Genomic DNA, 25047 nt, shown 5'->3' with positions numbered 1-25047 from the left:
CCATCACTGCACAGGCTGGCGATTATGGGCCGCACCGTGCACTGAAGGAAGCCAGGACACGGCCCATTACCGCCACGTTTACGATTTTCCTACAACTTGGCGTGCCGCAAACCACCGCTGCGGGACTTGGCCATGGCCGCCAGCCGCACCGCGACATTGGCTGCGCCGTAACCGGCGTAACCATTCTTGCGCTGGATGATTTCGAAGAAAAACCGCCCTTCGAACGGCTCGGTGTAGACGTGGAACAGCTCGCCACCCTGGGCGTCACGGTCGTACAACACGTTGAAGTAGGCCAGTTCGCTAAGGAACTCGTCGTCGAAATCGAAACGCGCCGCCAGGTCGTCGTAGTAATTGAGCGGGATGTCCAGCAACGGCACACCCGCCTCTTTGGCACGACTGACCTGGGCGAAGATGTCGTCGCAGTCGAAGGCGATGTGATGCACGCCGGAGCCACGATAACTCGACAGCGCGTGTGAGATCGCAGTGTTGCGGTTCTCGGAAATGTTCAGCGGCAAGCGGATCGAACTGCAGCGGCTACGCAACGCACGGCTTTTTACCAGGCCATAAGGGTCGGGCAAGACCACTTCGTCGTCAGCCTCGAAATCCAGCAGGCTCTTGTAGAACAGCACCCAACTGTCGAGGCTGTCGGCCGGCAGCGCCATCGCCATGTGGTCGATGCGCTTGAGCCCGGCCCCAATGACCGCACCCGGCTGCAGGTTGAAATCGGTGCCATAGACATCGGCCTGCTGGTCCACCAGGTAAATCAGGCTACCGTCCGGTGCCCGCACCGCGGCCAGCTCCAGCTCATTGGGGCCCACCAACCCCCGATAAGGCTGGCCTTTGTAGGCAACAGCCCGCTCCAGGGCGCTGGCACTGTTTTTCACGCGCACGGCGGTGGCGCACAACGAAGGTCCGTGGGCTTCGAAAAAACTGTGGGCGAACGAGTACGGCTCGCTATTGAGGATCAGGTTGATATCACCCTGGCGCAGCAGGCTGACATTCTTGGAACGATGCTGGCCGGCCTTGACGAACCCCAGCCGTTCCAGCCAATGGGACAGCTTGGCGCCGAGGTTATCGTCCACGGCGAACTCGAGGAATTCGATGCCGTTGTATTCGCTGGCCGGCGGCGTGGCGAACAGGATGTCGGCATTGCCCATGGAGGGCACTTCTTCAGCCAGCCGCTGACGGGTTTTTTCTTCCAGGTACAGCAGCGAGCGCAGGCCGTCGGCGGCATTGGCCCGTGGCGGCGCGGCGCGGAAACCGTCGTTGAAGATTTCCAGCGACAGCGGTCCGGTGTAGCCACTCTTGATGATCGGCGCCAGGAAACCCGGCAAGTCGAACTCGCCCTGCCCCGGGAAACAACGGAAATGCCGGCTCCATTCCAGGACATCCATGGCCAGGATCGGCGCGTCGGCCATTTGCACGAAGAAGATCTTGTCGCCGGGAATCTCGGCGATCGCACTCGGATCGCCCTTGAGGGACAAGGTATGGAAGCTGTCGAGCAACACGCCGAGGCTGGGGTGATCGGCCTGGCGCACAATGTTCCAGACCTGTTGATAAGTATTCACGTGCCGGCCCCAGGCCAGCGCTTCATAACCGATCCGCAAGCCGCGCGCACCGGCGCGTTCGGCCAGCAGGCGCAGGTCATCGATGAGAATCCGTTCATCGCCGACACTGTCGGCCGAGGCGTTGCTGCACACCAGCACCAGGTCGGTGCCCAGTTCCTGCATCAGGTCGAACTTGCGCTCGGCCCGCTCCAGGTTGCGCGACAGGCGATCGCGACGGCAGCCTTCGAAGTCGCGAAACGGTTGGAATAAGGTGATGGCGATGCCCAGGTCGGCGCACATCTGCCTGATTTCCCGAGGGCTGCCATCGTAGTAGAGAAGGTCGTTCTCGAAAATTTCCACCCCGTCAAACCCGGCGGCGGCAATGGCTTCGAGTTTTTCCGGCAAGGTACCGCTCAAGGACACGGTGGCAATGGAACGCTGCATGACTTCGGCTCCCGGGACAGGCATCGGCTACAAAAGGTGCGCCGCTTTTTAAAGAGTCAGCCGATTATTGAGCTGCCGGTTTCTTTCAGCAATTTAATATGTACCATCCAGTTAGTTTTTTGGGCGATTATCGAACAAAATGGCCATTGCCGAATTGACGATTTTTTGCTCACTGCGCACCATCGCTCCCACATTGACGCCGGCCCTGCCGACCTCGATGGACAGACCCAGACCAACCATAAGAATTTCAAAAACGGGTACACGCTATGATCCCTTCCCAAAGTTCCCGCCTGGCCCCCAGCCTGGGAGTCTCCTCCAGCGGCATCGGCGACAAGATCCGCGGCGCCATGGCCGTGGGCAAGACCCGTTGGGGCATGCTCGCCCTGGTGTTTTTTGCCACGACCCTGAATTACATCGACCGTGCCGCCCTGGGCGTCATGCAGCCTATCCTGGCCAAGGAAATGAGCTGGACGGCGATGGACTACGCCAACATCAACTTCTGGTTCCAGGTCGGTTATGCCGTCGGCTTCGTGTTGCAAGGACGGCTGATCGACCGGATCGGCGTCAAGCGCGTGTTCTTCTGCGCGGTGCTGCTCTGGAGCCTGGCGACCGGCGCCCACGGCCTGGCCACCTCGGCGGTGGGCTTCATGGTCTGCCGCTTCATCCTCGGCCTGACCGAAGCCGCCAACTACCCGGCCTGCGTGAAGACTACGCGGCTGTGGTTCCCGGCCGGTGAACGGGCCGTGGCGACTGGCATTTTCAACGCCGGGACCAACGTCGGCGCGATGTTCACCCCGATGCTGCTGCCACTGGTCCTGCACGTGTGGGGCTGGCAGGCGGCGTTCCTGTGCATGTCGGCATTGGGCGGGATCTGGCTGCTGTTCTGGGGCCTGAAATACTTCAACCCCGAAGACCATCCCAGCGTCAAACAGTCGGAACTGGACTACATCCAGGCCCAGGAGGAACCGGACCAGGTCCGCGTGCCGTTCTCACGCATCCTGCGCATGCGCGGCACCTGGGCGTTCGCCCTGGCCTACTCGATTACCGCCCCGGTGTTCTGGTTCTACCTCTATTGGCTGCCGCCGTTTCTGAACCAGCAATACAACCTGGGCATCAACGTGACCCAGATGGGCATCCCGCTGATCATCATCTACCTCACCGCCGACTTCGGCAGCGTGGGCGGCGGCATCCTGTCTTCGTTCCTGATTGGCCGTGGTCTCAATCCGATCAAGGCGCGACTGGTGTCCATGCTGCTGTTCGCCTGCTGCATCATCGGCGTGATCATGGCCGCGGGCTCCAGCAGCCTGTGGATGGCGGTATTCGCCATTTCCCTGGCCATCGGCGCGCACCAGGCCTGGACCGCCAACATCTGGAGCCTGGTGATGGACTACACGCCCAAGCACATGATGAGCACGGTGTTCGGCTTCGGCGGCATGTGCGCGGCCATCGGCGGGATGTTCATGACTCAACTGGTGGGCCACATCCTCACGATCACCAATAACAACTACACCGTGCTGTTCACCCTGATCCCGGCGATGTACTTCATTGCCCTGACCTGGTTGTACTTCATGGCACCGCGCAAGGTGCCTACGCTGGAAAACTAATTCCCGTCAGCCCGGGATTATTTATCCCACTGTGGGAGCAAGGCTTGCTCCCACAATTGCCCCCTTCACAATCGGTGTTAAGCCCGCCGCTGCTGCCACGCCGCCGCCAACCCACTCAAGCAGATCAAGGTGATGCCCACCACGGTGGTCAGCGTCGGCGTGTGGTTGAACAACAACCAGCCCAGCAGCCCGGCAAACACGATCTGGCAGTACCCGAATGGCGCGAGCAGCGCCGGGGCGGCAAAGCGGAAGGCCTGGGTCAGCATCAGGTGCGCCGTCATCCCGCAGGCGCCCAGCGCCAGCATCATCGCACCGTGCAACAGGCTCGGCACTTGCCAGAAGAACGGCACCAGCGCACTCATCACCAACGTATTGCACAGGCCAGCGAAGAAGTTGCTGGTGGTCGGGCTGTCGATCTCGCTGAGCTTGCGCGTGAGCAGTTGGTAGAAACAGAAGAACAGCGCCGAACAGAACGGCAATATCACCGCCGGGGTGAACAGATCCCCACCCGGATGGACGATGATCAGCACCCCGATAAAGCCGAAGATCACCGCGATCCATTGGCCGCGTGTCACGTGTTCGCCCAGCAATGGCACCGACAACGCGGTGACCAGCACGGGCGCGAGGAAGTTGACCGCCGTCGCCTCGGCCAACGGGATATACAACAGCGCCGTGGTGAAGAACAGGCTGGTGCCCAGCAGGCACAGCGCCCGGGCCAGTTGCCACAAAGGACGCTTGGTCCGCAGGACCCGCAACCCCGAGCGCGGCAGGAAAATACCCGCCATCAACAACGTGTGCACCACGTAACGTGCCCAGACCACCATGATGATCGGGTAGAAACCCGAGAGATATTTCGACAAGGCGTCATGACTGGAGAACAGAAACGTCGCCACCAGAATAAGCAGGATGCCCTTGAAAGCCTGATTGACGCCGGAAAGCGGAGTGCTGACGGTCATGTAGGAATCCTGCGTTGCGTGATGTAGGGAGCAAGGCTTGCCTGTGACGGATGAGACCGCATTCAGCTGAACAACTCCGAGGCCTGACTGGCTTGCGATAGCTCCTCGGCAAACGCCAGCAAGGTCGGTGCCAGCTCATGCAACCGCGCCCGCGTCATCCGTGCGCTGGGGCCGGCAACACTCAATACGCCGATGACTCGGCCATCCAATGGATGACGGACCACAGCGGCAATGGCCGACGTGCCGATCGCCGAGCTTTCCTCGACACAGGCATAGCCTTGCTCGCGGGCCTGGTGCAGGTACTGGAGCAGTTCAGCCGGGCTGCGTGGTGCGTTTGGCCCGGCGTCCGCCGGCACTTGCACAGCCTGGCGCGCCACCAGTGCCAACGCCTCGGCGTCACTCATGCAAGCCAGCCAGGCATGGCCCGACGCGGTATAGGACAACGGCGTCTCACGCCCCATGTCCGGGTCGTAGCGCAAGCCGGAACGGGCCCCCTGAGACTTGGCGATCCAGGTCTGGCACTCCCCTTCGATGACACCCAGGCGCACCAGTTCACCCGTTTGCTGTGCAAGGCGATCGAGCACTGGCTGGACGATGTCGGCTCCACTTCGCGACAGATAACGAAAGCCCATGGCGACCAGGCGAGTCGACAAGTGATAACGCAGGTTCTCGGGACTCTGGCGCACATAGCCCAGGCGCATCAGTTCGGCGAGCAAACGGTGGGTGGCACTCTTGGGAATCTGCAACTGTTCGGCCAAGCCTAGCAGCGGCCAGCCGCGAGGGTCGCTGGCGAGGCTTTCCAGCACATTGAAAACCCGTTCGATTTGACTGCCGGCCATGAGCGATCCAAAGGTAAGTTCGTCGATTCTAGAATATGCAAAGTGTAATGCAAATTCTGGAACCGATGCGCCATTCATTCATGCGCTGATGAACCAAACCCCGCGACGGTTGCCTGAAAGCTCAGGCATCACGCGCATCCTGACGCCCCAAAAGCTAGACTCACCGCAACGACAATACAGTGACACCCCGGCCAATCAGAGGAACGCCCACATGTTATGGAAAAAAGGTCGCCGCAGTGACAACGTGGTGGACGCTCGCGGTGACGGTGGGGGCGGTGGCGGGATGCGTTTCGGCGGCGGCAAGGGCTTGAGCCTGACGGCCGTCCTCCTGATCGTCGGCATCGGCTGGATCACCGGCCAGGACCCGATGCAGATTCTCGGCCAACTGGCCGGGCAGATGGATCAATCCGCACCCACCTCTTCACAGACCCGCCAGGCGCCACCGGCCAACGATGAACAGGCCGAGTTCGTGCGCTCGATCCTTGGCGATACCGAAGACACCTGGGGCCAGGTTTTCCAACAGGCCGGACGCCAATACCAGCAACCGAAACTGGTGTTGTTCAGCGGCCGGGTCAACTCGGCCTGCGGCCTTGCCTCGTCGGCGACCGGTCCGTTCTATTGCCCGGCAGACCGGCAAGTCTATCTGGACATGAGTTTCTTCAAGGAAATGTCCCAACGCTTCGCCGCCGCCGGAGACTTCGCCCAGGCCTACGTCATTGCCCACGAAGTCGGACACCATGTGCAGACGCTGCTCGGCGTGTCGGCGAAAATCCAGGAAGCACGCCAGCAAGGGCGGCAGATGGAGGGCGATGGCGGCTTGTTGGTACGCCAGGAGTTGCAGGCCGATTGCCTGGCGGGTGTGTGGGCCAACCATGCGCAAAAACGCCTGAACTGGCTGGAGCCGGGAGACATCGAAGAGGCCTTGAATGCCGCCAATGCCATCGGCGATGACCGCTTGCAGCAACAAGGCCAGGGCCGCGTGGTGCCGGACTCGTTCACCCACGGTACTTCGGCGCAGCGAGTGCGCTGGTTCAAGACCGGGTTCGCCCAGGGCCAGGTCAGCCAGTGCGACACGTTCGCGGCGAAAACCCTGTAGATGAAGTGGGGGGCGTTGATCGGGCTGGTGCTGTGCTGCGCCGTTGCCCAGGCCGAGGAACACGGCGTCAACGTGGTCGCCCAAGGGCGACTGCAGTTCAAGGGTGGTGCCCTGGCCGTCGGCGTAAGCCCACCGCCGGCGTCCATCCAGCGCGTGCTGATCATCCTCCACGGTCGGCTGCGCAATGCCGACACCTACCTGCACAGCGCCGAAAAGGCTGCCGGGCAGGCGGGGCAACTGGGTACCACCCTGATCATCGCCCCGCAGTTCCTCAATGAACAGGACGTGGCGCGCCATCAATTGCCCAATGACATCCTGCGCTGGCAAGGCAACGACTGGATGGCCGGTGGTTTATCCACAGGGCCGAACCCGGTCAGTTCCTACCAGGTACTCGACGACATCGTTGCGCGAGTCAGTGACCGGCAACAGTTTCCCGAAGTGAAAGAGATCGTCATCGCCGGCCATTCCGGCGGCGCCCAGGTCGTGCAGCGCTATGCCCTGCTCGCCCACGGCCAGTACCGGATCAACCCACGCTTTGTCATCGCCAACCCGTCGTCCTATGCCTACTTCGATGCGCAACGGCCCATGGCTTTCGACCCGGCCAGTTGCCCTGGCTTCAATCATTGGAAGTACGGCCTGCAGAACTTGCCAGCCTACGCGGCGGGGCAAACACCCGCGCAACTGGAAGATAACTACGCCAAGCGCGACATCGTCTATTTGCTCGGACAACAAGACACCGACCCGGAACATCCGGCGCTGGATAAAGGCTGCGAAGCACAAACCCAGGGGCCGTATCGGTTACTGCGCGGGCATTTCTTTTTTGACTACCTGACCCGGCGTCACCCCGAGGGGTTGAACCAGCGGCTGATCGAAGTGCCCGGGGTGGGGCATAACGGGGATGGGATGTTGACTTCGCCCGAGGGGCTGAAGGTGTTGTTTGGTCAGTGAGTTTTGTAGCGAATGACAGGGACTATCGCGAGCAAGCTCGCTCCCACAGGGGTTCTCTGTCGATTACAAAATCTGTGCTCGACACAAATTCACTGTGGGAGCGAGCTTGCTCGCGATAGCGATCGATCAGTCAACCCAGCGCTCAAGCCAACAGCATCCGCCGCAACTCCCCACAATCGCGCGCATGCCAATCCGTCAGCTCCGGCCACGGGTTGTCCGGCAGGTTCACCAGCACCGTCCGTGCACCCGCCGCGCGCCCGCAGTCCAGGTCAAAGCGGTAATCGCCCACCATCACCATCGTCTCGGGCGCCACGTTCCAGGCCTCGGCCAGCTTCAACAGGCCACCGGGGTGGGGTTTGGGCGGTGCTTCGTCGCGGCCCAGTACATCCTCCACGGCGAAGCAGTCCGCCAGGCCGATGGCTTCGAGGGTGACGTGGGCCAGCTCGCGGGCGTTGCGGGTGAGGATGCCCAGGCGATAACCGCGCCCGGCCAGCTCTCGCACCAGTTCAACCGCCCCCGGCGCGGGCCTGGAGCCCAGCGCCAGGTCCCGTTCATGCTCCAGCAGCCAGGCATGCTTGGCCGCAGCTTCATCAGCCGGCAACGCCGCCAGGTGGGTGAGGATGTCGTCTTCGGCCGGAATCGCCAGGGCCACGCGGATCGCCGCGAAGTCATGCACGGCAATCGTCAGCGTGCCGTCCATGTCGAATACCCAGTGACGAACCTCGGCCAGGCTCATGCCCAGTCCTTGCGATGGCGGATCAAGCCTTCCTGGGTCACCGAGGCCACCAGTTGCCCGGCGCGGTTGAACACGCTGCCACGGGAAAACCCGCGGGAATTTCCGGCCCACGGGCTGTCCATGGCGTAGAGCAACCAGTCATCGGCGCGCAGGTCGGCATGGAACCACAAGGCGTGGTCGAGGCTGGCGACCTGCATGTCTTTGTGCCAGACCGATTTGCCGTGGGGCAGCAACGAAGTGGTCAACAGGCCGAAGTCCGACGCGTAGGCCAGCAGGTATTTGTGCAGGGCCGGCGAATCCGCCAGGGCGCCATCGGCGCGGAACCATACGTATTTGACCGGATCGGCCGGCTGCGGGTTGTAAGGGTCTTTTTCGGTGACCGGGCGCACCTCGATCGGCTTGGGGCACAGCAGTTTTTCGCGCATGTGCTCAGGCAGCAGGTGCGCACGTTGCTGGGTCAGTTCCAGCTCGGACGGCAGATTCTCCGGCCCGACGACTTGCGGCATGCTGCTCTGGTGCTCAAAGCCCTCTTCGTCGTACTGGAATGACGCACTGCAAGTGAAAATCGGGTTGCCCTTCTGGATCGCCGTCACCCGGCGAGTACTGAAGCTGCCACCGTCGCGTACCCGGTCCACCTGGTAGACCACCGGCAGCGCGGCGTCGCCCGGACGCAGGAAGTAACCGTGCATCGAATGCACATGGCGCGCCTCTTCCACGGTCTGGCTGGCCGCCGACAACGACTGGCCCAGGACCTGGCCGCCGAACAACTGGCGAAATCCCAGGTCCTGGCTACGCCCGCGAAACAGGTTCTCTTCGATCGGTTCCAGGGTCAGCAGGTCGACCAGATCTTCCAACACGTGGCTCATTCAGACTTTCCTCACACAGCGCAAAAACCGCGCAGTCTATGCTGCGGCGGCGGATCGATAGTGGCCCGGGCCATTTTGGCGGGCATTGTAAACGTCCGTGTCGGCTAACCGTGCAGGGTCTGCAACCACTGCTCACGATTGATGCGATAGAGCACATGGTGACGCAATGGATGACCGACGGCGAGTGTCGGGTGTTCGAAATCGTCAGCCGGGTCGTGCTGCATGCCAATGGCCTGCATGACCTTTTGCGATGGCAGGTTGTCGACGGCGGTGAACGCCACCACTTCGTCCAGCGTCAACTGGTCGAAAGCACAACGCAGGGCGGTCCAGGCCGCTTCGCTGGCATACCCCAGGCCCCAGTGTTCCCGGGCCAGGCGCCAACCGATCTCGATAGCCGGTGTGAAAGGCGCATCGAACCCGACCACACCCAGCCCGGTAAAGCCAATGAAGGCGCCAGTGTCCTTGCGTTCCAGGGCCCACAAACCAAAACCATGCTCGGCGAAATGCCCCCGCACGCGACCGATCAGGGCAGCGCTTTCCAGGCGGCTCAGGCGCGCCGGGAAATAACGCATCACCTGCGGGTCTGCGCACATGGCGGCAAATTCCGGCAAGTCATCATCGTGCCACTGCCGCAATAGCAGCCGCGCGCTTTCCAGTTCCAGTATCGGCTCCATTTTCACTCCCCTTCCATGCCCCAGAGTCTACATCGCTGGTAGGATCCGTCACTCAATCACTACTGAAAACACCATGTCGCTGCCGCTTATCTATCACGAAGACTACAGCCCTGACTTCCCGGCGGAACACCGTTTCCCCATGGACAAGTTTCGCCTGTTGCGCGATCACCTGGTGGACAGCGGGCTGACCCGCGACGCCGACCTGTTGCGCCCGTCGCTGTGTCCGCCGGACATCCTCGCCCTGGCCCACGACCGTGCGTATATCGAACGCTACATGGGCGGCGAGTTGTCCCGTGAGGACCAACGGCGACTTGGCCTGCCCTGGAGCGAAGCCCTGGCCCGCCGAACGGTGCGCGCCGTGGGCGGCTCGCTCCTGGCCGCCGAACAAGCCCTTGAGCATGGGCTGGCCTGCCACCTGGCCGGCGGCACCCATCACGCCCACTACGACCACCCGGCCGGGTTCTGCATCTTCAATGACCTGGCGGTGATCAGCCGCTATTTCCTGGCCAGCGGCCGAGTCTCGCGGGTGCTGATTTTCGACTGTGATGTGCACCAGGGCGACGGCACCGCCCGAATACTCCATGACACCCCGGACGCCGTGACAGTTTCCTTGCACTGCGAAAAGAATTTTCCTGCACGCAAGGCGCAAAGCGACTGGGACATCCCCCTCCCGATGGGCATGGAAGACGCGGCTTATCTGAAGGTGGTGGACGATGCGCTCAACTACTTGCTGCCGCTCTATCAGCCGGACCTGGTGTTGTATGACGCCGGCGTCGACGTACACAAGGATGACGCCCTCGGCTACCTGAAACTGACCGACGAAGGCCTCGCCGCCCGGGACGAGAGCGTCATGCGCCATTGCCTGGGGCGCGATATCCCGGTGGTCGGCGTGATCGGTGGCGGCTACAGCAAGGACCGCCAGGCCCTGGCCCGCCGCCACGGAATCCTGCACCACAGCGCACAAAGGGTCTGGACGTCATCAGGTTGTCACTGAAACCTGGGCTTTACCCACAATGCCTGTGGAGCGGCCTGTGGATAACCTGAGCGAAACGACCTACAGGCTATGCTGCCTGTAGCGTACAGAGGCTTGGCTGTTTTTTGATCACCTCTTTGAAAGCACCACCCACCCCCTGTGGGAGCGAGCTTGCTCGCGATAGCGGAGGGTCAGCTACATGAATGTCACTGACACACCGCTATCGCGAGCAAGCTCGCTCCCACAAAGAATTGTGCTGGTAGAATGCCCCGCCTACCCCAGCCCCCAGTTCAAATCATGACCTCGACCGCCAAGCCTTCCGCCCCAAACGTCGCCATCATCGGCGGCGGCCCCGCCGGTCTGATGGCGGCCGAGGTGCTAAGCCAGGCGGGCCTTCAAGTCGACCTGTACGACGGCATGCCCTCGGTGGGCCGCAAATTCCTGCTGGCCGGCGTGGGCGGCATGAACATCACCCACTCCGAAGCCTTCCCGGCCTTCCTTTCCCGCTACGGCGAACGTGCGCCGAACATTGCCCCGCTGCTGCGGGCATTCGGCGCCGAGCAATTGTGCGAATGGATTCACGGGCTGGGCATCGACACTTTTGTCGGCAGCTCCGGGCGGGTATTTCCTACCGACATGAAAGCCGCGCCACTGCTGCGCGCCTGGCTCAAGCGCCTGCGCGATGCCGGCGTGGCGATCCACACGCGCCACCGCTGGCTCGGCTGGAACCCCGATGGCAGCATGCGCATAGCGAGTCCGGAAGGTGAGAAAACGCTACGCCCCGACGCGACACTGCTGGCCCTGGGCGGCGGCAGTTGGTCGCGCCTGGGCTCCGACGGCGCCTGGATGCTGCCGCTGGAACAACGCGGTGTGACCCTGGCGCCATTGCAACCGAGCAACTGCGGGTTCGAGGTAGAGGCCTGGAGCGACCTGATGATCAGCAAATTCGCTGGCGCCCCGCTGAAGAACATCGCCATCGGCCTGAACGACGATGTACCGCGCCTCGGCGAATGTGTGATCACCACCACCGGCATCGAAGGCAGTCTGATCTACGCCCTGTCGGCAGCGATTCGCGAAGCTATCAACCAACACGGCAGCGCGACGATCCATCTGGACCTGCTGCCGGGCCGGCCTGTGGATAAGATCCAGCAAGCCCTGAGCAAGCCACGCGGCTCCCGCTCGATGGCCAAGCACTTGCACAGCCAGTTGGGGATCGACGGCGTCAAGGCCGCGCTATTGCGCGAGCTCACACCGGCCGAGTGCTTCACTGACCCAGCGCGGCTGGCCCAGGCGATCAAGACCCTGCCACTCACCCTGGTGAAGACCCGCCCCTTGGACGAAGCCATCAGCAGCGCCGGTGGCGTGGCGTTCAGCAACCTCGACGAACGCTTGATGCTCAAATCCCTCCCGGGTGTTTTTGTCGCCGGCGAGATGATTGACTGGGAGGCACCCACTGGCGGGTATCTCCTCACCGCGTGCTTTGCTACCGGCTTCCATGCAGGATTAGGGGCGCTGGACTGGCTGAGCAATAACCCGTCGACTTGACAGGTGGCCAGGCTCGCAGACTCAAGACAGCAGGCCTAGCCGACAGAAACCGTCTCAAGTAACGCAGTCATCGCCGCCCGACTTTGCGCCGCATCGAAATTGTTTTGTACATACCGCGCTCCGTTCCGGCCCATTTCACTTCGCAGAGGTTCATTACCCATCAACTCGGCAATGATGACGGAAAGTTGCTGGCTGCTGTTGGGTTGGAAAACGGCCCCCGCCTGCGCCGCCTTGACGATGTCGGCGGCCTCCCCTTCTACGCCGCATAACACTGGTCGACCACAGGCCATGTAATCGAGCAGCTTCGTTGGAATAGCGCCTTTGAACAGCGGGATATCCTTCAACGTGACGAGGCACAAGTCCGCGGCGTTGATGAAACCCCGGGCTTGATATTTGGACACAGGCGCCAACAGCTGTACGTTATTGATCTCCAGCTCTGCAATCCGCTGCTCGAGGTAGGAACGCTTCATGCCGTCGCCTATCAACAGGAACAGGGTATTTTCGTCCTGGCAATGCACAGCCGCCTCAATGATCACATCCAGATTGTTGGCTTCGCCCATGGCACCGAAGTACAAGATTATATTGCGCCCTTGCCAGCCGAAATTGCGGCGAACCTGCTCCCCGGCCTCGGCATCCGGGTATAGCATCCGGGTGTCGATACCGCAGGTAATGACATGCAACTTGTTCGCAGGCCAACCACGTGCCTGGATGTCATCGTGGATACCCTGGGTCAATGTGACGATGTGTTTCGCCCTGTCATAGAGCAGCCGCTCCATCCAGGTCATGATTGAGATCAAGGCTCGATTTCGCAGGATACCCATCTGTACAGCGGACTCGGGCCAGAGATCGCGGACCTCGAACACCAGGGGAATACCGCGCAACTTGCAGATCACCCACACGGGAAGCATTGGAAAGATGGGCGGGGACGATGCCAGCACCACATCCGGTCTTTCGGCCCTCAGCAGGCCAATGGGCGCAGTCAGGGAAAACGAGAGAAAGCTGAGCAACCGCCCCAGGTAACTGCGATGCAACTCGCTGTAGGTATAGGTACGAATGATCTTAACCAGCCCCTCGCTTTCCTTGAAAATCAAGCGTCTATACCAGGGACGTACGGGCTGGTCGCGCTGCATGTAGCCGGTTTGCCCGGAAACAACCGTCACACTGTGGCCCTCGGCCGCCAGGTGCTGGGTGAGTTCGAACACCAGTGAGTGCCCCGGAGACGAGTGCCCCTGATAGTACTGATAAACAACCGCCACTTTCATTTGAACGCCTTGTAAATTTGCTTAAGCCGCTCGCCTTCCTGCTGCCAACTGAGTTCCAAGCGAACGACCGCAAGTTGTTCGCGCCAGCGTTGAAGTCGTTGCCCGTCGGAAAAAAAGGCTTCGATCATATTGGCTATCGCTTTGGGCGTTGCAAGATCACCGACGCAACCGATCCCATTTTCCTCCACCAGACGACGCAATTCAGGTAGATCGCTGGCCAGGATAGGCAGTCCTGCGGCGATAAACTCGAATAATTTGTTCGGCGTGCAGTAGTAATTGTTCAGACAGATCGCCTGGTAAGGAATCACGCCAGCGTCCGCCGCGGCTGTCACCTCAAGCAGGCGAGCCTGGGCAACCGCCGGGTGCAAGTGCACCCGGGACGCCATCCCCTTGCGTTCGACCAGGCGTGCCAAGGGCCCTGCGAGCTGACCATCGCCAAGCAGTACCAGATGAATCCCGGCGTGAGGCAGTAGCGCCATGGCCTCCACCAGCTCAACCAAGTTTCGTCCGGCGGAGAAACCTCCCTGGAACAGCAATACGCGATGCTCGCGTGGGATGCCAAAATGTTCGTGCAAGTACCAGGAACGCTCTCTTTGTAGCTGGATTCGTTCGGCGTTGTGAATAACGGCCACGTCAGCTACCCCATAACGCGCTTCGAGTTCACGAGCGATGGAAGGGTTGACGGTGATGACACGGTCGCAGGCGTGAATATGCCGGCGTTCCACCTGGGCCCAACTGGCACGCTGCCCACGAGAAAACTCCTGCTCGCTGTAGAGCTCGTGACTGTCGTACACCAAGCGAGCCCCGAACTCCTCGGCCAACCTGCATCCCACTGCAAGCATTGGTAAATCGTGGGCTACGACCACATCCGCTTTTTGCTGACGTCCATCAGCCAGGAACAGATTGAGATAGAAACGCTCGTGGTCGACAAGAAACCGCCAGGCAAGAGACTTCATTGCCCGCATCAAGCGGCCGTTCATCGGAAGATGCCGACGCATGACGCTGTAGACCTCGAGCACGCGATTTTCCTGGCGCGCGAGCGATACCGTCTGGGAGCCAATGCGCCGAACACGCCGGTCATCGGCATTTGCATACTCATGGGCCGGCATGGCCAGGATCGTGACGTCCCAGCCATCCTCCTCCAGGCTGTCGGCCTGGAGAAGAATCCTCCGGTCGATCTGCCTGTCGTTACAGAGCATCAGAACCCGCGGGGCATCTTGCATGATTTCAGAGGCCACCCGAATGCATGTCTCCATCGATGAAGTCTCGATGCCAAAGCTCCAGGCACAGCAGCCCCCACACCACACGACCGAACTCGCTTTCGCTGTTCAATGCCTTTTCCACCGATTGCACGTTGTACAGCCCACGCGCACGGGCTCGCTCGGACAACAGCGTGTCACGGACGAAATCGCGGGCAACACCCTTGGTCCATTGCGTCAGCGGTGTAGGGAAGCCCATCTTGTCCTTGCGCTCGAAGATGCTCTGCGGCACTGCACTGCGTACAGACTCCTTGAACAAATGCTTCATGCGTCCGCCGGCGAACTTGATGTTCGGTGGGATGGTCGCCATGAACTCAACGATACGGTGATCCAGCAACGGCACCCGCGACTCGATGGAGGCGGCCATGCTCGTGCGATCTTCCACGTGGAGCAACGCTGGCAAGGAGCCTTTGAGATCGAAGTAGGTCATTTGATTGACTAGCGAGTGCAGACCTTCTCGATTAAAAATTTTCTGGTAGGACTCAAATGGCGAATAACCCTTGTCGAATGCGTCTGGGTTGAACAGATGGGACATGCCTTCGCTACGGTCGATCAACCGGAAATAGCGCTGGTCGGTCGGAGCGAACAAGCCTTCGCGCCATAGCCCCTGCAACATTGGCTGGTAGGTCTTGAGCAGCGACAGGTTGGGGATGATCGACCCCAGTGAAACCGCGTAGCGACTTTGACTGGCTGTTTCGTTGATCGCCCCGGACAGGCATTTCTCCAAATAGGCCGCCATGTAGCGGGCATAACCTACGAACAGTTCGTCACCGCCCTGCCCCCCCAGTACGACCTTGACCTGCTCACCGGCCAGGCGCGAGACGTAATACTGCGGAATCAAGCCGGGACCGGCGAGTGGCTCGTCCATGAAGTGCATCAGCTTGGGCAGCAGATCGGCCAGTTCATTACCGGGGATGTAGATCTCGTTATAGTCGGTACCGGCAAATTCAGACACAACCTTGGCATGCCCGGTCTCGTCGAACTGCGGCCCCTCGTGGAAGGCTCCAGTGAATGTCTTGAGTTTTTCTCCACCCAACATCCGGGAGGCCAGGCAAACGACAGCGCTGGAATCCAGGCCGCCGGACAAGTGTGCCCCCAGTGGAACATCTGAACGCAAGTGCATGCGCACCGAGTCCTCTATCAGAGCAGCCAGGGTATCGACGAAATAACGCTCATCGTGACGCTCATCGATATCGTATTGCAGGTCCCAGTACTGGTAGGTCTTGATCTTGAGTTGGCTTCCCTCGTACCAGGCGCTGAGGTGATAACCAGGCTCAAGCTTCTGAACGCCTTTGAACAAGGTCTTCTCATTGAGGCAGAACTGAAAAGTCAGGTAGTCCTGCAGACCGTCCGAGTTCGATTCGGCTTTGAGAGTGCCATCCGCAAAAAGCGCTTTGATCTCAGAGGCAAAATGGAGCTTTTGGCCATCGAAATGATAATAGAACGGCTTGATGCCGATTCGGTCTCTGGCACAGAAAAGACGCTGTTCGACACGGTCCCAGATGGCAAAGGCAAACATGCCCACCAGGCGATCGACACAGCGTTCGCCCCATTCCCGGAAGGCATACAGCAATACTTCAGTATCCGAGTAGTGGTGCAACGGATGACCACGCCCGATGAGTTCGCGGCGCAACTCCAAGTAGTTGTAGATGGCACCGTTGAAAACGATCGTGTAGCGACCATCCTCGGTAGTCATTGGCTGTTTACCATGTTCCGGATCAATAATTGCCAGGCGCCGGTGCCCCAGCGCCACAGGCCGTGCAGGGTCAAGCCAGATCCCCTCACCATCGGGGCCACGGTGACGAATAGCGTCCATCATTTTCATGACGGAGCCCTGCATCAATGCCGGAGCTCCTGACACCGCTACGATCCCTGCAATCCCACACATAAAAAACCATCCTGCCCTAAATAAGCAATAACTGACACGTCACTTGAACTTCCTCAATGGAAATCAGCCAGTGACGCGTTGATAAATATTCAACAACTTTTCGCCTTCCACATCCCAATTGATCGCATCACGGGCTTGCTTCGCACCGGCTTTGAGTGAAGCCAACTTCACCGTGTCGCTGAATAATTGATTGACGGCGACAGCGATGGATGCGGCGGAATTGAGGTCCGCCAACAAGCCATTACCGTAAGTACCTACGATATCGTGCAGGAACGGCAAGTCATTACTGATGAGCGGCAGTTCGGCGACCGCAAATTCGAACAACTTATTGGGACTGCAGAAGTAATTATTCTCGTCGACACCATGGTACGGAATGATTCCCAGATCCGCGTCGCAAGTAAGCTCATGCAAGTCATCGGAGGGCACACCGCCATAGAAAAACACCCGTTGCCCTAGGTTTCGCTCAGCCACCAGCGCTTTCAACGTGTCCTCGAACGCGCCATAGCCCACCAGGACCAGATACGTGCCTGCGTCAAAGCTGGCCGCAGCCTCTACGATACGTTCGATGCCCCGGTTATCGGAGATCCAGCCTTGATACAGCAGGATGTTGGCGTCGGGGCCCAGACCAAAGCGCTCGCGCAGCAACGACGTTGAAGCCAGCGGCACCTTGGGCGCGGCGTTCATGATCACATACGGCGCCGGAACGGAATAACGCTCCGCCATCAACTTAGCGATATAAGGGTTTACCGTAATCGCCGCATCGACCTGTTTGATCAGCCGCGATTCTTTTTTCTTGTACTTCTTCTGGGTCGCTTCAGGCAGCTGCACTTGGGCATAATACAGCTCATGGGCATCGTAGATCAGCGGTACATTGCGAATTTTTGCCAGCTCGACGGCCGGGGCCAGCATTGGAAAGTCATGTACATGCAGCACATCGACTTGATATTCCGTCATTCGATCGAGAATGAACTGTTCGAAACTGTTCAAGCGCGCTACACGATTGGCCCAGGCCCGAAACAGTCGCCAGGCACGGTTATACGTCTTAGAACCTGGCGCCAAGTTATAGCGACGTGCCAGGCCGGAGAACCTCGAGTCGCCCCAATCAAACATGAACCGTTCGATTTTTATGCCGTTGTGCACATAGGATTCACGCTGTGGACATTCAAAACCCGCCAACAACGTCACTTGGTGACCTTGCTCAACCAGTGTCTGAGCTTCCTGCAGGATTCGCCGATCAATCATCAGGTGATCAGCGGTTGTCATCAAAATGTTCATACGCCGTCCCAACCCTGATTTACTGACATTGGGACAAGTCCAACTTGCTAGTCAGGCTGTCAAGATCGTAGTTTGCAACGCCAATCTGCCCGCCCTGCTCGACACCGTGACCTTCAATACCGTTGTAATAGATCGTAGGCGTGCTGGCTTCCTCAAAGAAATACATGCCGTACTTCAAGCCGTCCCACTTCTTCTCGGTAATTTCCTTGAACAACAAAACCGGCTCACGGCTCGCCGGCACCAGATTATCCGAGGTATTGAAGCAATAGGCGTCCCAACTGCGCTGGGTCTCCACGAAGAGCACTGGTTTGTCACTGATGTGGACAACACCCAGGGTGTAGATCCCACCTTCAGGACTCAGCACCACATTGCTCGGTCCCACACTCCCATCGGCTTTCAGCTCGGCCGACTTGATCAGGTTGTTGCCATTGTCGGTGGAGGTGTAGAGGATCGTGTCGCGGCCATTGTGCTTCAGCACGACCGGGTCAAGGGCACTGTCGCTCAAAAGCTTCTTGGGGGCGTCCCAGCGCAGGCCATTGTTGCTGGTGGAACGATAGATCGCCGAATAGGTGGACGCACCGTCTTCGGTCACGGAAAAGTACAGTTCATAGGCAGTAGCGCCGTTTACCTGACTCTTCCTGACGAACGGGAACGCATAGGCACCTTTGAACGGCAACGTTTTCTCGTCGAAAATATTGCCCTGCTTGATGTAATCGGTATCGTCTTGCGCGGTGGCCAGCTTGATCCTCCAACGCCGGTCGTCACCGTATCCCGAATACAGCATGGCGTTGGCGTCACCCACCTTGAAGACCGAAGGGTATTCGACATGCAGCGAGTCTTCCGATGCCGGCTGGATACGAATAACCGGCTCACTGCCCCAATCAAAGACCCCGCTGGACAGCAAATTGTTTTTCCATGCATACCCCAACCCGGCTACCGCCACGACAGCGACCGAGGCAAGCATGATGACACGACCCTTAGAGTTTCCCACTTGCATATCCTTAAAATAAACGACGAATAAAAGAAATTCTGTACAGCAACCAGGCCGCCGCAAAGGCGCAAAGGGTTGTCAGCACGAACGTCAATGGCACTTCTATCAGCGGTCTCATCAATGAAACAGAGACCTTGCTGTACTGCGAACGGAACAGTTCCATGAAGATCGGGTGCAGGATATAGACCAGCAGCGTAAGCGGTGCCAGGGTTTTCAACGCAGGAATCCTGACCTTGTTCGCAACCTGCAAACTCAAACCCCATACGCCGATCGACATGGCGAATACCGTGGGACTGAAGTAGCTAAAGAAGTACAACTTCCAGGTGTAGGCACTGCCGAAACCATACGCCAGCGCGAAGGTGCCGAAGACCGTGCACAGGTACCCCACCAAGGTAATCATTGCGTAGGGCAGGTTCGGCCGGAACTTGTACAGGTAATAACCCAGCAGGAAATAACTGATGTACGACCAGGAGAAGCTGCCACCATTGGGTGTATAGGTCCTGGAAAATGTACTCCAGGAGAATGTCACCATGGTCAGGATGCTGGCGGCGATGACCGCATTGCGCAGATCCTTTTCTTGCATGTTGACCACGGCCTGCGACAACGGCGGGGCTATCAGGTACAGCCCGATGATCAGATAGAAGAAGTGCAGATGGTAGTAAGGCTGTCCCTGGACGATGGCTTTCAGGAAAGCTGCCCAACTAAAGGAATGCTGAAAATACTTCATCCACAAGGCATAAATCACCGAGGAAATGAACAGCACTGCCAACATGCGGGGCACACGCGACTTCAGGATATTGGAGTAAGTGGTCTTACTGTTGCCCAAGATCAACACCGCGCTGAGCATCACAAACACCGGTACACACCAGTGAGTCAGCGAGCTGACAGCATCACCCAGGAACCAGGCCCACGCACTCAACTCACCCTGCATGTAAATCGGCCGTGCTGAAACATGCAACAGCACCACAGCCAGACAGGCGACCACACGCACGAAATCCAGGCTTGAATCATGCGGCCGCGCTGATGAACCTGCTATTACTTGACTCATTGAACAAGAGCATCCCTGTGGAAATATCGTAGACCAGCCATGTTGATAGATGCCCTAACGCCTGCGGTTGTCTATCGAAGTCGAGTACACATTCGCGATTTCCTGGGCGATGCTGGCGCTCGAAAATTTCAGTTCGGTCACTTTACGAATGACCTTACTGTTGAAGGCTCCACGCTGTTGGGCCATGGCCAACATTCCCTGAGTCAACTCCTGCGCACTCATGCCCACGACATGACCTAATTGCGGATGCGAAACGATCTCGGCCGGACCGCCGCAGCGGGTGGTGAGCACTGGTCGACCACAGCTCATGGCTTCAATCGCCACCACGCCAAATGTCTCGCTTTCACTGGAGATCACCAGGAAATCGCATTCACGGTAGTAGTCGACCAGTTGCGTACGACTGGCGCGCCCGGAAAACTCGACAACCTGCGCGATGCCAAGACTCTGCACCAGCGCCTGGGCATCCTCAAGGCCCTCACCGCTGCCAGCCAGGCGCAGCCGCAGGCGCGGCTCCTGTTGGAACGCAGCGGCAAACGCCTCGAGCAATACGGGCACCCGCTTGACTGGAACGAAGTGGCCAACCCACAACAAATGGATCAGCTCGCCACGCTGCGTCGCCTGTTCATTGAACAACTCGGTATCGACCAGATTGGCGATGACCTGCGTGTCCACACCCGCCTTGAGCTTGACCTGCTGGCGAATATCCCAGAGCAATGCCGAGCTGACGGCGATCACCTTATCGGCCGCGTTCAAAGCCTTTTGCGTCATGCGGCGCAAGTACCGAGTACGGGTCAATGTGGTGAACGGCCCGGTATGCTCGGTAATGACCAGCGGTATGTTCAGCTTGCTGGCCAGGCGACGACCTGCGGTGCCATCGGTATAGGCGGTGTGGGCATGGATCAACTCGAACTCGAAGTCGGCTCGCAACCATTCGGCATAACGCATCAAGCCATGGGTGTAAGTGGTGGCATGGGCCTGGAAAGGCAGCAGCGAACTGACAATGTAAGGGAAACAGATCAGCGGGACACCTTCATGCTCTTCCCATTCACAGACCTTCTGCGCCCGGTAGATATCCAGCGCACGCTTGATGGCCTTGGGGTTGATCGTGTTGATCCAGAAAGGCTCGCCACTGACCACCCGAGCATCAATGCCCTGGGCCCTCAGAGCCTTGACCTGCTCATGGACGAAAATGCCGCCGACCATGTTGTATTCGCGCGGGTACATATGCGAAAGAACCAACACCTTGCGTGGTTGCTTCGCTTCCCCGTGCAGCCCCTGTCCCAGGCGGATATGCAGTGCATCGACCAGCATCTGGTACTCGGTTTTTTCCTCCGCCAGGCTGTTGATGGTCAACCCCAGGTTCTTCACCTTGGCTTCCAGCATTTCCCGTTGGCTTTCCAGGCGCTCGGACAAATCATTCAGGTGCTGTGCCACCCGTTGTTTTTCCGCCAACTCGTGAGAACGCGCCGAAACTTCCATGTTCAGACTTTCCAACTCCAGGCCCAAGGTAGTTTTTTCCAATTCCAGAACGTCGATCCGCTCGACAGCGTTCTGGTATTCGAGCATGACGATCTGTGCCTGATTGACTTCCGACTCAAGCGCTTCAATCGTCAAAGTCAGCTCGTGCTGCTTATGTTCGAAATCAATGGTTTTTTCGATCCAATGCTCTTTCTGAAACAGCGCTGCGTCGTACAGATCCTGCAGGCTCTTCAATTGCTGATCGCGGGACTGAAGCTCTTGTTCGAGCGCGTCCCGGCGAACTTCGAGAGCATTGGCAAGGCTGCTCACTTGCTCAAGCTTGAGCGTGAGTTCGCCAATCTGAAGTCGACAAGCCGCCTCTTGCTGCTCGGCATTGTCGAGTTCCGCCTGAAAGTTCGCGAGCCTGGAGGAGAGCTGTTCGTTTTCCCTCGACAGCTCCTCGACACGAGATTCATGGGTACTGAGCAGCACTTCCTGGTTCGAGGCTCTTTCGCTCAGTTGGGTATAACGGTCCTCCAACTCGGCGCGCTTACCCTCCAGTTCGTTCGCCAGGGTGTTGACCTTAGCCATCGCCTGCGTCTGTTCGAGTAACGCCCGCTCTTTTTCCTGAAGTTTGTTCTCAAGGGCTGAACGTGTGATCTCAAGTTGTTCAGTCAACGCCAAAAACCTGCTTGACTCATCGCGCATCTGCGCAATGGTCGGATCATCGCCCAGACAACAGGCCGTGATTGTATTTTGGTCGGCGGTTTCAAAGGTCATCCGCCAAAGCAAATCATCGCTGGGATGAAGCATACGCAGGATGCAACCATGGGGACCAAAAGGTACCGATGTCACACGGTAGACGCCCGCCTCGTTGCCCTGGGGACAATTGACGTAGCGCCCACGGACATGATCGTAGACCTCAAGTGCCTCCAGCGTACCGACTTCGACCTGCACCGACTGCGGACGCCGGGGAATCGCGACAATACCGTAATCGGCGTCGCCCTGGATGCGGTAGGCGCCACGTGGATAGTTGAACGGATTATCTCGTAGCGCCAGGCCGGACAGCGCAAGTGTCGGTTCATTGAAAAGCGTAGCGTCAACTGGAGACGTCCAGTTCGCCATCGTCGCCGCGCCACGCTCGAACAACACCAGGATCTCGCTGGTATCGGGCATTCTGCGCAGGCCTTCGGCGGACTGCATCGCTTGCAAGGCTTCAAAACGTCGCTGCACCATCAACGCAGAGCTCGGCCGCTCGACAACACCGCGGCGACTGGAACAGTTGGGACAGACACCATCCTCGAACGGGTAATCCAGGCCCGACAATACCCGTGACGCCTCGACTATATTGGGATCTTCAAAAGTCCATGACTCACCGGAAAACCGGACGTCGATCGCTGAGAAAGTCGGGGCGAACAGCGATACCGCATCCTCCACCGTATAGGAACGCTGATGCAAGTGGGCGTGATAATGCAAGCCACAGTCCGGGCAGGTGATTTCAGCCGCCTTGAGCAGCTCGCGATAAGGGACCGCCACCAGAATATAACGCGACGATACCCGTGCGATCTCGGCCAGGGCCTGCGCGTAGATGGAATCAGGCAAGTGCTCGATCACATCGCTGGAAAGCGTCAGATCAAAACTCCGATCACCAAATGGAATCGCACACAAGTCGGCCACCAGGGCAGGCGCCTGCACACGCTTGACCGCTGCTTCGCTGATATCACAGCCCACCACGTCCCAGCGCGGCGTCAGGCGGTTGGTGACCGTGCCGTTGCCACAACCGGCGTCGAGAATAGTGTTCACCGAGCCGGGAATCAGCTCGATCAGATCCTCGGCCACGGCCACTTGTTCGGAAACGGCGCTGCGGCTCCACAAGTCATCCTGGGCAAAATAACTGATCTCGGAGCGCTTACTCATTCAACGGATTCCAGATTAGCCCATTGCACCGGGTGCACGACGAGCCCGCGTTCCATGCGTACATCAACGGGGGCAGTGATCCGGATGCGGTACTGGCGATCATGGACATCCAATGGGTGCTCTCCACTTGATTGGTCTTCGGTCATGCCATCGAAGATGCCGACAGAAATGACGTAGTCGCCTGCCCCGACCATCAAGGGGTCGAACTGGGCCTTGACCAACCCGGTACGACGCTCCCGCGTGGACGAAATGAAGGGCGACACCACCTGCGCCACGCATCGTCCATCCATGCCGTAAATGCAGATGATGAAAGCCATGCGGGGAATATCGAGCTTGGCCCCCCACCTCACGTGGACATAAAGCGGCTCGCCGAAGGAAAACACTCGGCGTGACTCCTGGTGCCGATCCAAGAAGTCAACGCCATCGATCCAGGCGCTGCCTTCGCCATACTCGAAATCGGATCGTTCGGCCACTGGCGGCGCATTGTCGTCCGACGAAGACAAAAGCAAGGTATCGAGCGCAAAGCGCTGGCTGATTATCCGCCCGCTCTCGACGGTCGGCTCCAGCGTGCCGATGGTGATGTACTCCAGGCCATCGAATATCTGGCAGTAGACCGTTTCGTCCGCCGTCGTTCCCGCGTGCCGGACGGTAACCGTAAACTCGCTCAGATCGCCCAGCCCCAGTGGCACCTTGATACTGACCGGAGCATGCTTGTATTGCCCGCCACAGTCCCTGAACTCGCGATAGCTGGCGCCTTCAGCGGTTTTTTTCGGGGCGCCCCAGTTCATATAACCGTGTGCGGTCAACAAATGCAGGCGTTGATTGCGATCGTCATCCAGCGCCTCTCCCACTAGGACGTTGTCGATGACTTCACCCTTGTGCTCCAGCGTCATCTCGAACACCGCCAGCGGCTTGACTGGCGCATCGTCGGACGCGGAGATGAAACGCAGTACCGATACCCGATCGATTTCAGTGTCGGTCAACAGCTCACTGACATCGCCCCGACTTAGCTTCAAGTTGATCGCTCTGAGGCGCAACTCCTCCTGCTTGCGAATGGACGCCGCATAGGAACGGCCGATTTCGATCGGATCGCCATCGGCGACTATCCTTCCACGTTCGACCCAGATAGCGCGGTCGCAGATCATTTGAACCGCCGACATGTCATGGGAGACGAACAACACTGTCGAGCCCTCCGCCGTCAGGGTACGCATCCGTTTCGCGGACTTGCCGGCAAAATACGAGTCACCCGCACCGAGGATCTCATCGATGATGAGAATCTCCGGACGGATGGCGGTCGCTGCCGCAAAGGCCAGGCGCGAGTACATGCCCGACGAATAGGTCTTTACCGGTTTATCGATAAATTCTTCGAGTTCGGCAAACTCCAGCACATCGTCGAGCAGCTTTCTGGCGCGAGCGCCCGTTACCCCTTGATAGGCAAAGGACGACATGACGTTGGTACGACCGGTGAACTCGGGATGAAACCCGGTGCCCAGCTCCATTAATGCCTGAACCTTCCCTCGCACTTTCACAGAGCCTTCGGTCGGCTGTATGAGCCCAGCTATCAGCTTGAGCAGGGTGCTCTTGCCGGCGCCGTTACGTCCGACCAACCCCACCCGTTCCCCTGGGTTGATCGTCAAGGACATATTGCGTACGGCCCAGAACTCATCATAGGTGGACCGGGCCACGGGAAAACCCAGCGCCTCGATCATACGATGGCGTGG

19 protein-coding genes and 1 pseudogene are annotated in these 25047 nt (G+C 59.2%); 5 read left to right on the top strand and 15 right to left on the bottom strand.

Going from position 1 to position 25047, the window contains the following annotated elements; all coding sequences use genetic code 11:
• Positions 1–89: 89 nt before the first annotated feature.
• Positions 90–1991, bottom strand: coding sequence for a 3-dehydroshikimate dehydratase QuiC (gene quiC / locus AB4O09_RS05085; RefSeq protein ID WP_003205811.1), 1902 nt, complete (start codon positions 1989–1991; stop codon positions 90–92).
• Between the two features lie 266 nt (positions 1992–2257).
• On the opposite strand from quiC, the gene AB4O09_RS05080 reads away from it, so the two are divergent.
• Positions 2258–3595, top strand: a complete 1338-nt coding sequence (locus tag AB4O09_RS05080; RefSeq protein WP_003205813.1) for an MFS transporter — start codon at positions 2258–2260, stop codon at positions 3593–3595.
• A gap of 77 nt (positions 3596–3672) precedes the next feature.
• On the opposite strand, the gene AB4O09_RS05075 is transcribed toward AB4O09_RS05080, so the two are convergent.
• The gene (locus AB4O09_RS05075) at positions 3673–4551 is read right to left on the bottom strand and encodes a DMT family transporter (RefSeq protein ID WP_003205814.1); all 879 of its coding nucleotides are present in this window, start codon (positions 4549–4551) and stop codon (positions 3673–3675) included.
• 62 nt (positions 4552–4613) lie between these two features.
• Positions 4614–5390 carry an IclR family transcriptional regulator gene (locus AB4O09_RS05070; protein ID WP_003205815.1) on the bottom strand — a complete coding sequence of 259 codons (777 nt, stop codon included), beginning with the start codon at positions 5388–5390 and terminating at the stop codon, positions 4614–4616.
• Positions 5391–5601: 211 nt separating this feature from the next.
• Between AB4O09_RS05070 and ypfJ the strand changes: the two genes are divergently transcribed.
• Both ypfJ and AB4O09_RS05060 read left to right on the top strand, forming a co-directional pair.
• Complete coding sequence (gene ypfJ, locus AB4O09_RS05065) at positions 5602–6486, top strand: KPN_02809 family neutral zinc metallopeptidase (protein WP_003205817.1); 885 nt, start codon at positions 5602–5604, stop codon at positions 6484–6486.
• Positions 6487–7434: an alpha/beta hydrolase gene (locus AB4O09_RS05060; RefSeq protein WP_013694255.1), complete on the top strand. Its 948-nt coding sequence runs from the start codon at positions 6487–6489 to the stop codon at positions 7432–7434. It begins immediately after the preceding gene.
• A 142-nt stretch (positions 7435–7576) separates the two neighbouring features.
• Here AB4O09_RS05060 and AB4O09_RS05055 read toward each other — a convergent pair whose 3' ends face one another.
• The 3 genes from AB4O09_RS05055 to AB4O09_RS05045 form a co-directional block, all read right to left on the bottom strand.
• Entirely contained in the window at positions 7577–8170 is a 594-nt protein-coding gene (locus tag AB4O09_RS05055) for an HAD family hydrolase (protein WP_013694256.1), read from the bottom strand.
• Positions 8167–9036, bottom strand: a complete 870-nt coding sequence (gene tesB, locus AB4O09_RS05050) for an acyl-CoA thioesterase II (protein WP_003205823.1) — start codon at positions 9034–9036, stop codon at positions 8167–8169. Before tesB ends, AB4O09_RS05055 begins: the two co-directional genes overlap by 4 nt.
• 104 nt (positions 9037–9140) lie before the next feature.
• Positions 9141–9710 (bottom strand): GNAT family N-acetyltransferase, encoded by a 570-nt coding sequence (locus tag AB4O09_RS05045; protein WP_003205825.1) that lies wholly within the window; start codon positions 9708–9710, stop codon positions 9141–9143.
• 73 nt (positions 9711–9783) lie between these two features.
• Between AB4O09_RS05045 and AB4O09_RS05040 the strand changes: the two genes are divergently transcribed.
• A complete protein-coding gene (locus AB4O09_RS05040; protein WP_003205826.1) occupies positions 9784–10704 on the top strand; it encodes a histone deacetylase family protein in 921 nt (306 codons plus the stop codon).
• A 276-nt stretch (positions 10705–10980) separates the two neighbouring features.
• Positions 10981–12228, top strand: a complete 1248-nt coding sequence (locus AB4O09_RS05035) for a TIGR03862 family flavoprotein (protein WP_460107988.1) — start codon at positions 10981–10983, stop codon at positions 12226–12228.
• Positions 12229–12263: 35 nt separating this feature from the next.
• Here AB4O09_RS05035 and AB4O09_RS05030 read toward each other — a convergent pair whose 3' ends face one another.
• The 9 genes and pseudogenes from AB4O09_RS05030 to AB4O09_RS04990 all read right to left on the bottom strand — a co-directional run.
• On the bottom strand, positions 12264–13490 hold the full coding sequence (locus tag AB4O09_RS05030; RefSeq protein WP_038859221.1) for a glycosyltransferase family 4 protein: 1227 nt from the start codon (positions 13488–13490) through the stop codon (positions 12264–12266).
• Positions 13487–14728: a glycosyltransferase gene (locus tag AB4O09_RS05025; RefSeq protein WP_177429532.1), complete on the bottom strand. Its 1242-nt coding sequence runs from the start codon at positions 14726–14728 to the stop codon at positions 13487–13489. Before AB4O09_RS05025 ends, AB4O09_RS05030 begins: the two co-directional genes overlap by 4 nt.
• Positions 14718–16637 (bottom strand): asparagine synthase (glutamine-hydrolyzing), encoded by a 1920-nt coding sequence (asnB, locus tag AB4O09_RS05020; RefSeq protein WP_038859223.1) that lies wholly within the window; start codon positions 16635–16637, stop codon positions 14718–14720. Before asnB ends, AB4O09_RS05025 begins: the two co-directional genes overlap by 11 nt.
• 63 nt (positions 16638–16700) lie before the next feature.
• Positions 16701–17912: a glycosyltransferase gene (locus tag AB4O09_RS05015; protein WP_038859224.1), complete on the bottom strand. Its 1212-nt coding sequence runs from the start codon at positions 17910–17912 to the stop codon at positions 16701–16703.
• Between the two features lie 19 nt (positions 17913–17931).
• Positions 17932–18903, bottom strand: coding sequence for a glycoside hydrolase family protein (locus AB4O09_RS05010; protein ID WP_146002242.1), 972 nt, complete (start codon positions 18901–18903; stop codon positions 17932–17934).
• A 10-nt stretch (positions 18904–18913) separates the two neighbouring features.
• Positions 18914–19951, bottom strand: a complete 1038-nt coding sequence (locus tag AB4O09_RS05005; RefSeq protein ID WP_080587883.1) for an acyltransferase — start codon at positions 19949–19951, stop codon at positions 18914–18916.
• 54 nt (positions 19952–20005) lie between these two features.
• Positions 20006–23248 (bottom strand): glycosyltransferase, encoded by a 3243-nt coding sequence (locus AB4O09_RS05000; RefSeq protein ID WP_177429533.1) that lies wholly within the window; start codon positions 23246–23248, stop codon positions 20006–20008.
• A gap of 74 nt (positions 23249–23322) precedes the next feature.
• Positions 23323–24471, bottom strand: coding sequence for a Wzt carbohydrate-binding domain-containing protein (locus AB4O09_RS04995; protein WP_411738323.1), 1149 nt, complete (start codon positions 24469–24471; stop codon positions 23323–23325).
• Positions 24472–24597: 126 nt separating this feature from the next.
• Positions 24598–25035, bottom strand: a pseudogene (locus tag AB4O09_RS04990) (ABC transporter ATP-binding protein); the annotation flags it as partial.
• Positions 25036–25047: the final 12 nt, after the last annotated feature.

Source organism: Pseudomonas sp. H1_F01 (assembly GCF_054681425.1).
Note: the sequence above shows the minus strand (reverse complement) of the source record. Positions and strands in the feature narration are given on the sequence as shown.

Coding starts and splice junctions, on each gene's coding strand:
- quiC (WP_003205811.1), bottom strand. CDS start 1,991: ATGCAGCGTTCCATTGCCACCGTGTCCTTGAGCGGTACCTTGCCGGAA.
- AB4O09_RS05080 (WP_003205813.1), top strand. CDS start 2,258: ATGATCCCTTCCCAAAGTTCCCGCCTGGCCCCCAGCCTGGGAGTCTCC.
- AB4O09_RS05075 (WP_003205814.1), bottom strand. CDS start 4,551: ATGACCGTCAGCACTCCGCTTTCCGGCGTCAATCAGGCTTTCAAGGGC.
- AB4O09_RS05070 (WP_003205815.1), bottom strand. CDS start 5,390: ATGGCCGGCAGTCAAATCGAACGGGTTTTCAATGTGCTGGAAAGCCTC.
- ypfJ (WP_003205817.1), top strand. CDS start 5,602: ATGTTATGGAAAAAAGGTCGCCGCAGTGACAACGTGGTGGACGCTCGC.
- AB4O09_RS05060 (WP_013694255.1), top strand. CDS start 6,487: ATGAAGTGGGGGGCGTTGATCGGGCTGGTGCTGTGCTGCGCCGTTGCC.
- AB4O09_RS05055 (WP_013694256.1), bottom strand. CDS start 8,170: ATGAGCCTGGCCGAGGTTCGTCACTGGGTATTCGACATGGACGGCACG.
- tesB (WP_003205823.1), bottom strand. CDS start 9,036: ATGAGCCACGTGTTGGAAGATCTGGTCGACCTGCTGACCCTGGAACCG.
- AB4O09_RS05045 (WP_003205825.1), bottom strand. CDS start 9,710: ATGGAGCCGATACTGGAACTGGAAAGCGCGCGGCTGCTATTGCGGCAG.
- AB4O09_RS05040 (WP_003205826.1), top strand. CDS start 9,784: ATGTCGCTGCCGCTTATCTATCACGAAGACTACAGCCCTGACTTCCCG.
- AB4O09_RS05035 (WP_460107988.1), top strand. CDS start 10,981: ATGACCTCGACCGCCAAGCCTTCCGCCCCAAACGTCGCCATCATCGGC.
- AB4O09_RS05030 (WP_038859221.1), bottom strand. CDS start 13,490: ATGAAAGTGGCGGTTGTTTATCAGTACTATCAGGGGCACTCGTCTCCG.
- asnB (WP_038859223.1), bottom strand. CDS start 16,637: ATGTGTGGGATTGCAGGGATCGTAGCGGTGTCAGGAGCTCCGGCATTG.
- AB4O09_RS05015 (WP_038859224.1), bottom strand. CDS start 17,912: ATGAACATTTTGATGACAACCGCTGATCACCTGATGATTGATCGGCGA.
- AB4O09_RS05005 (WP_080587883.1), bottom strand. CDS start 19,951: ATGAGTCAAGTAATAGCAGGTTCATCAGCGCGGCCGCATGATTCAAGC.
- AB4O09_RS04995 (WP_411738323.1), bottom strand. CDS start 24,471: ATGATCTGCGACCGCGCTATCTGGGTCGAACGTGGAAGGATAGTCGCC.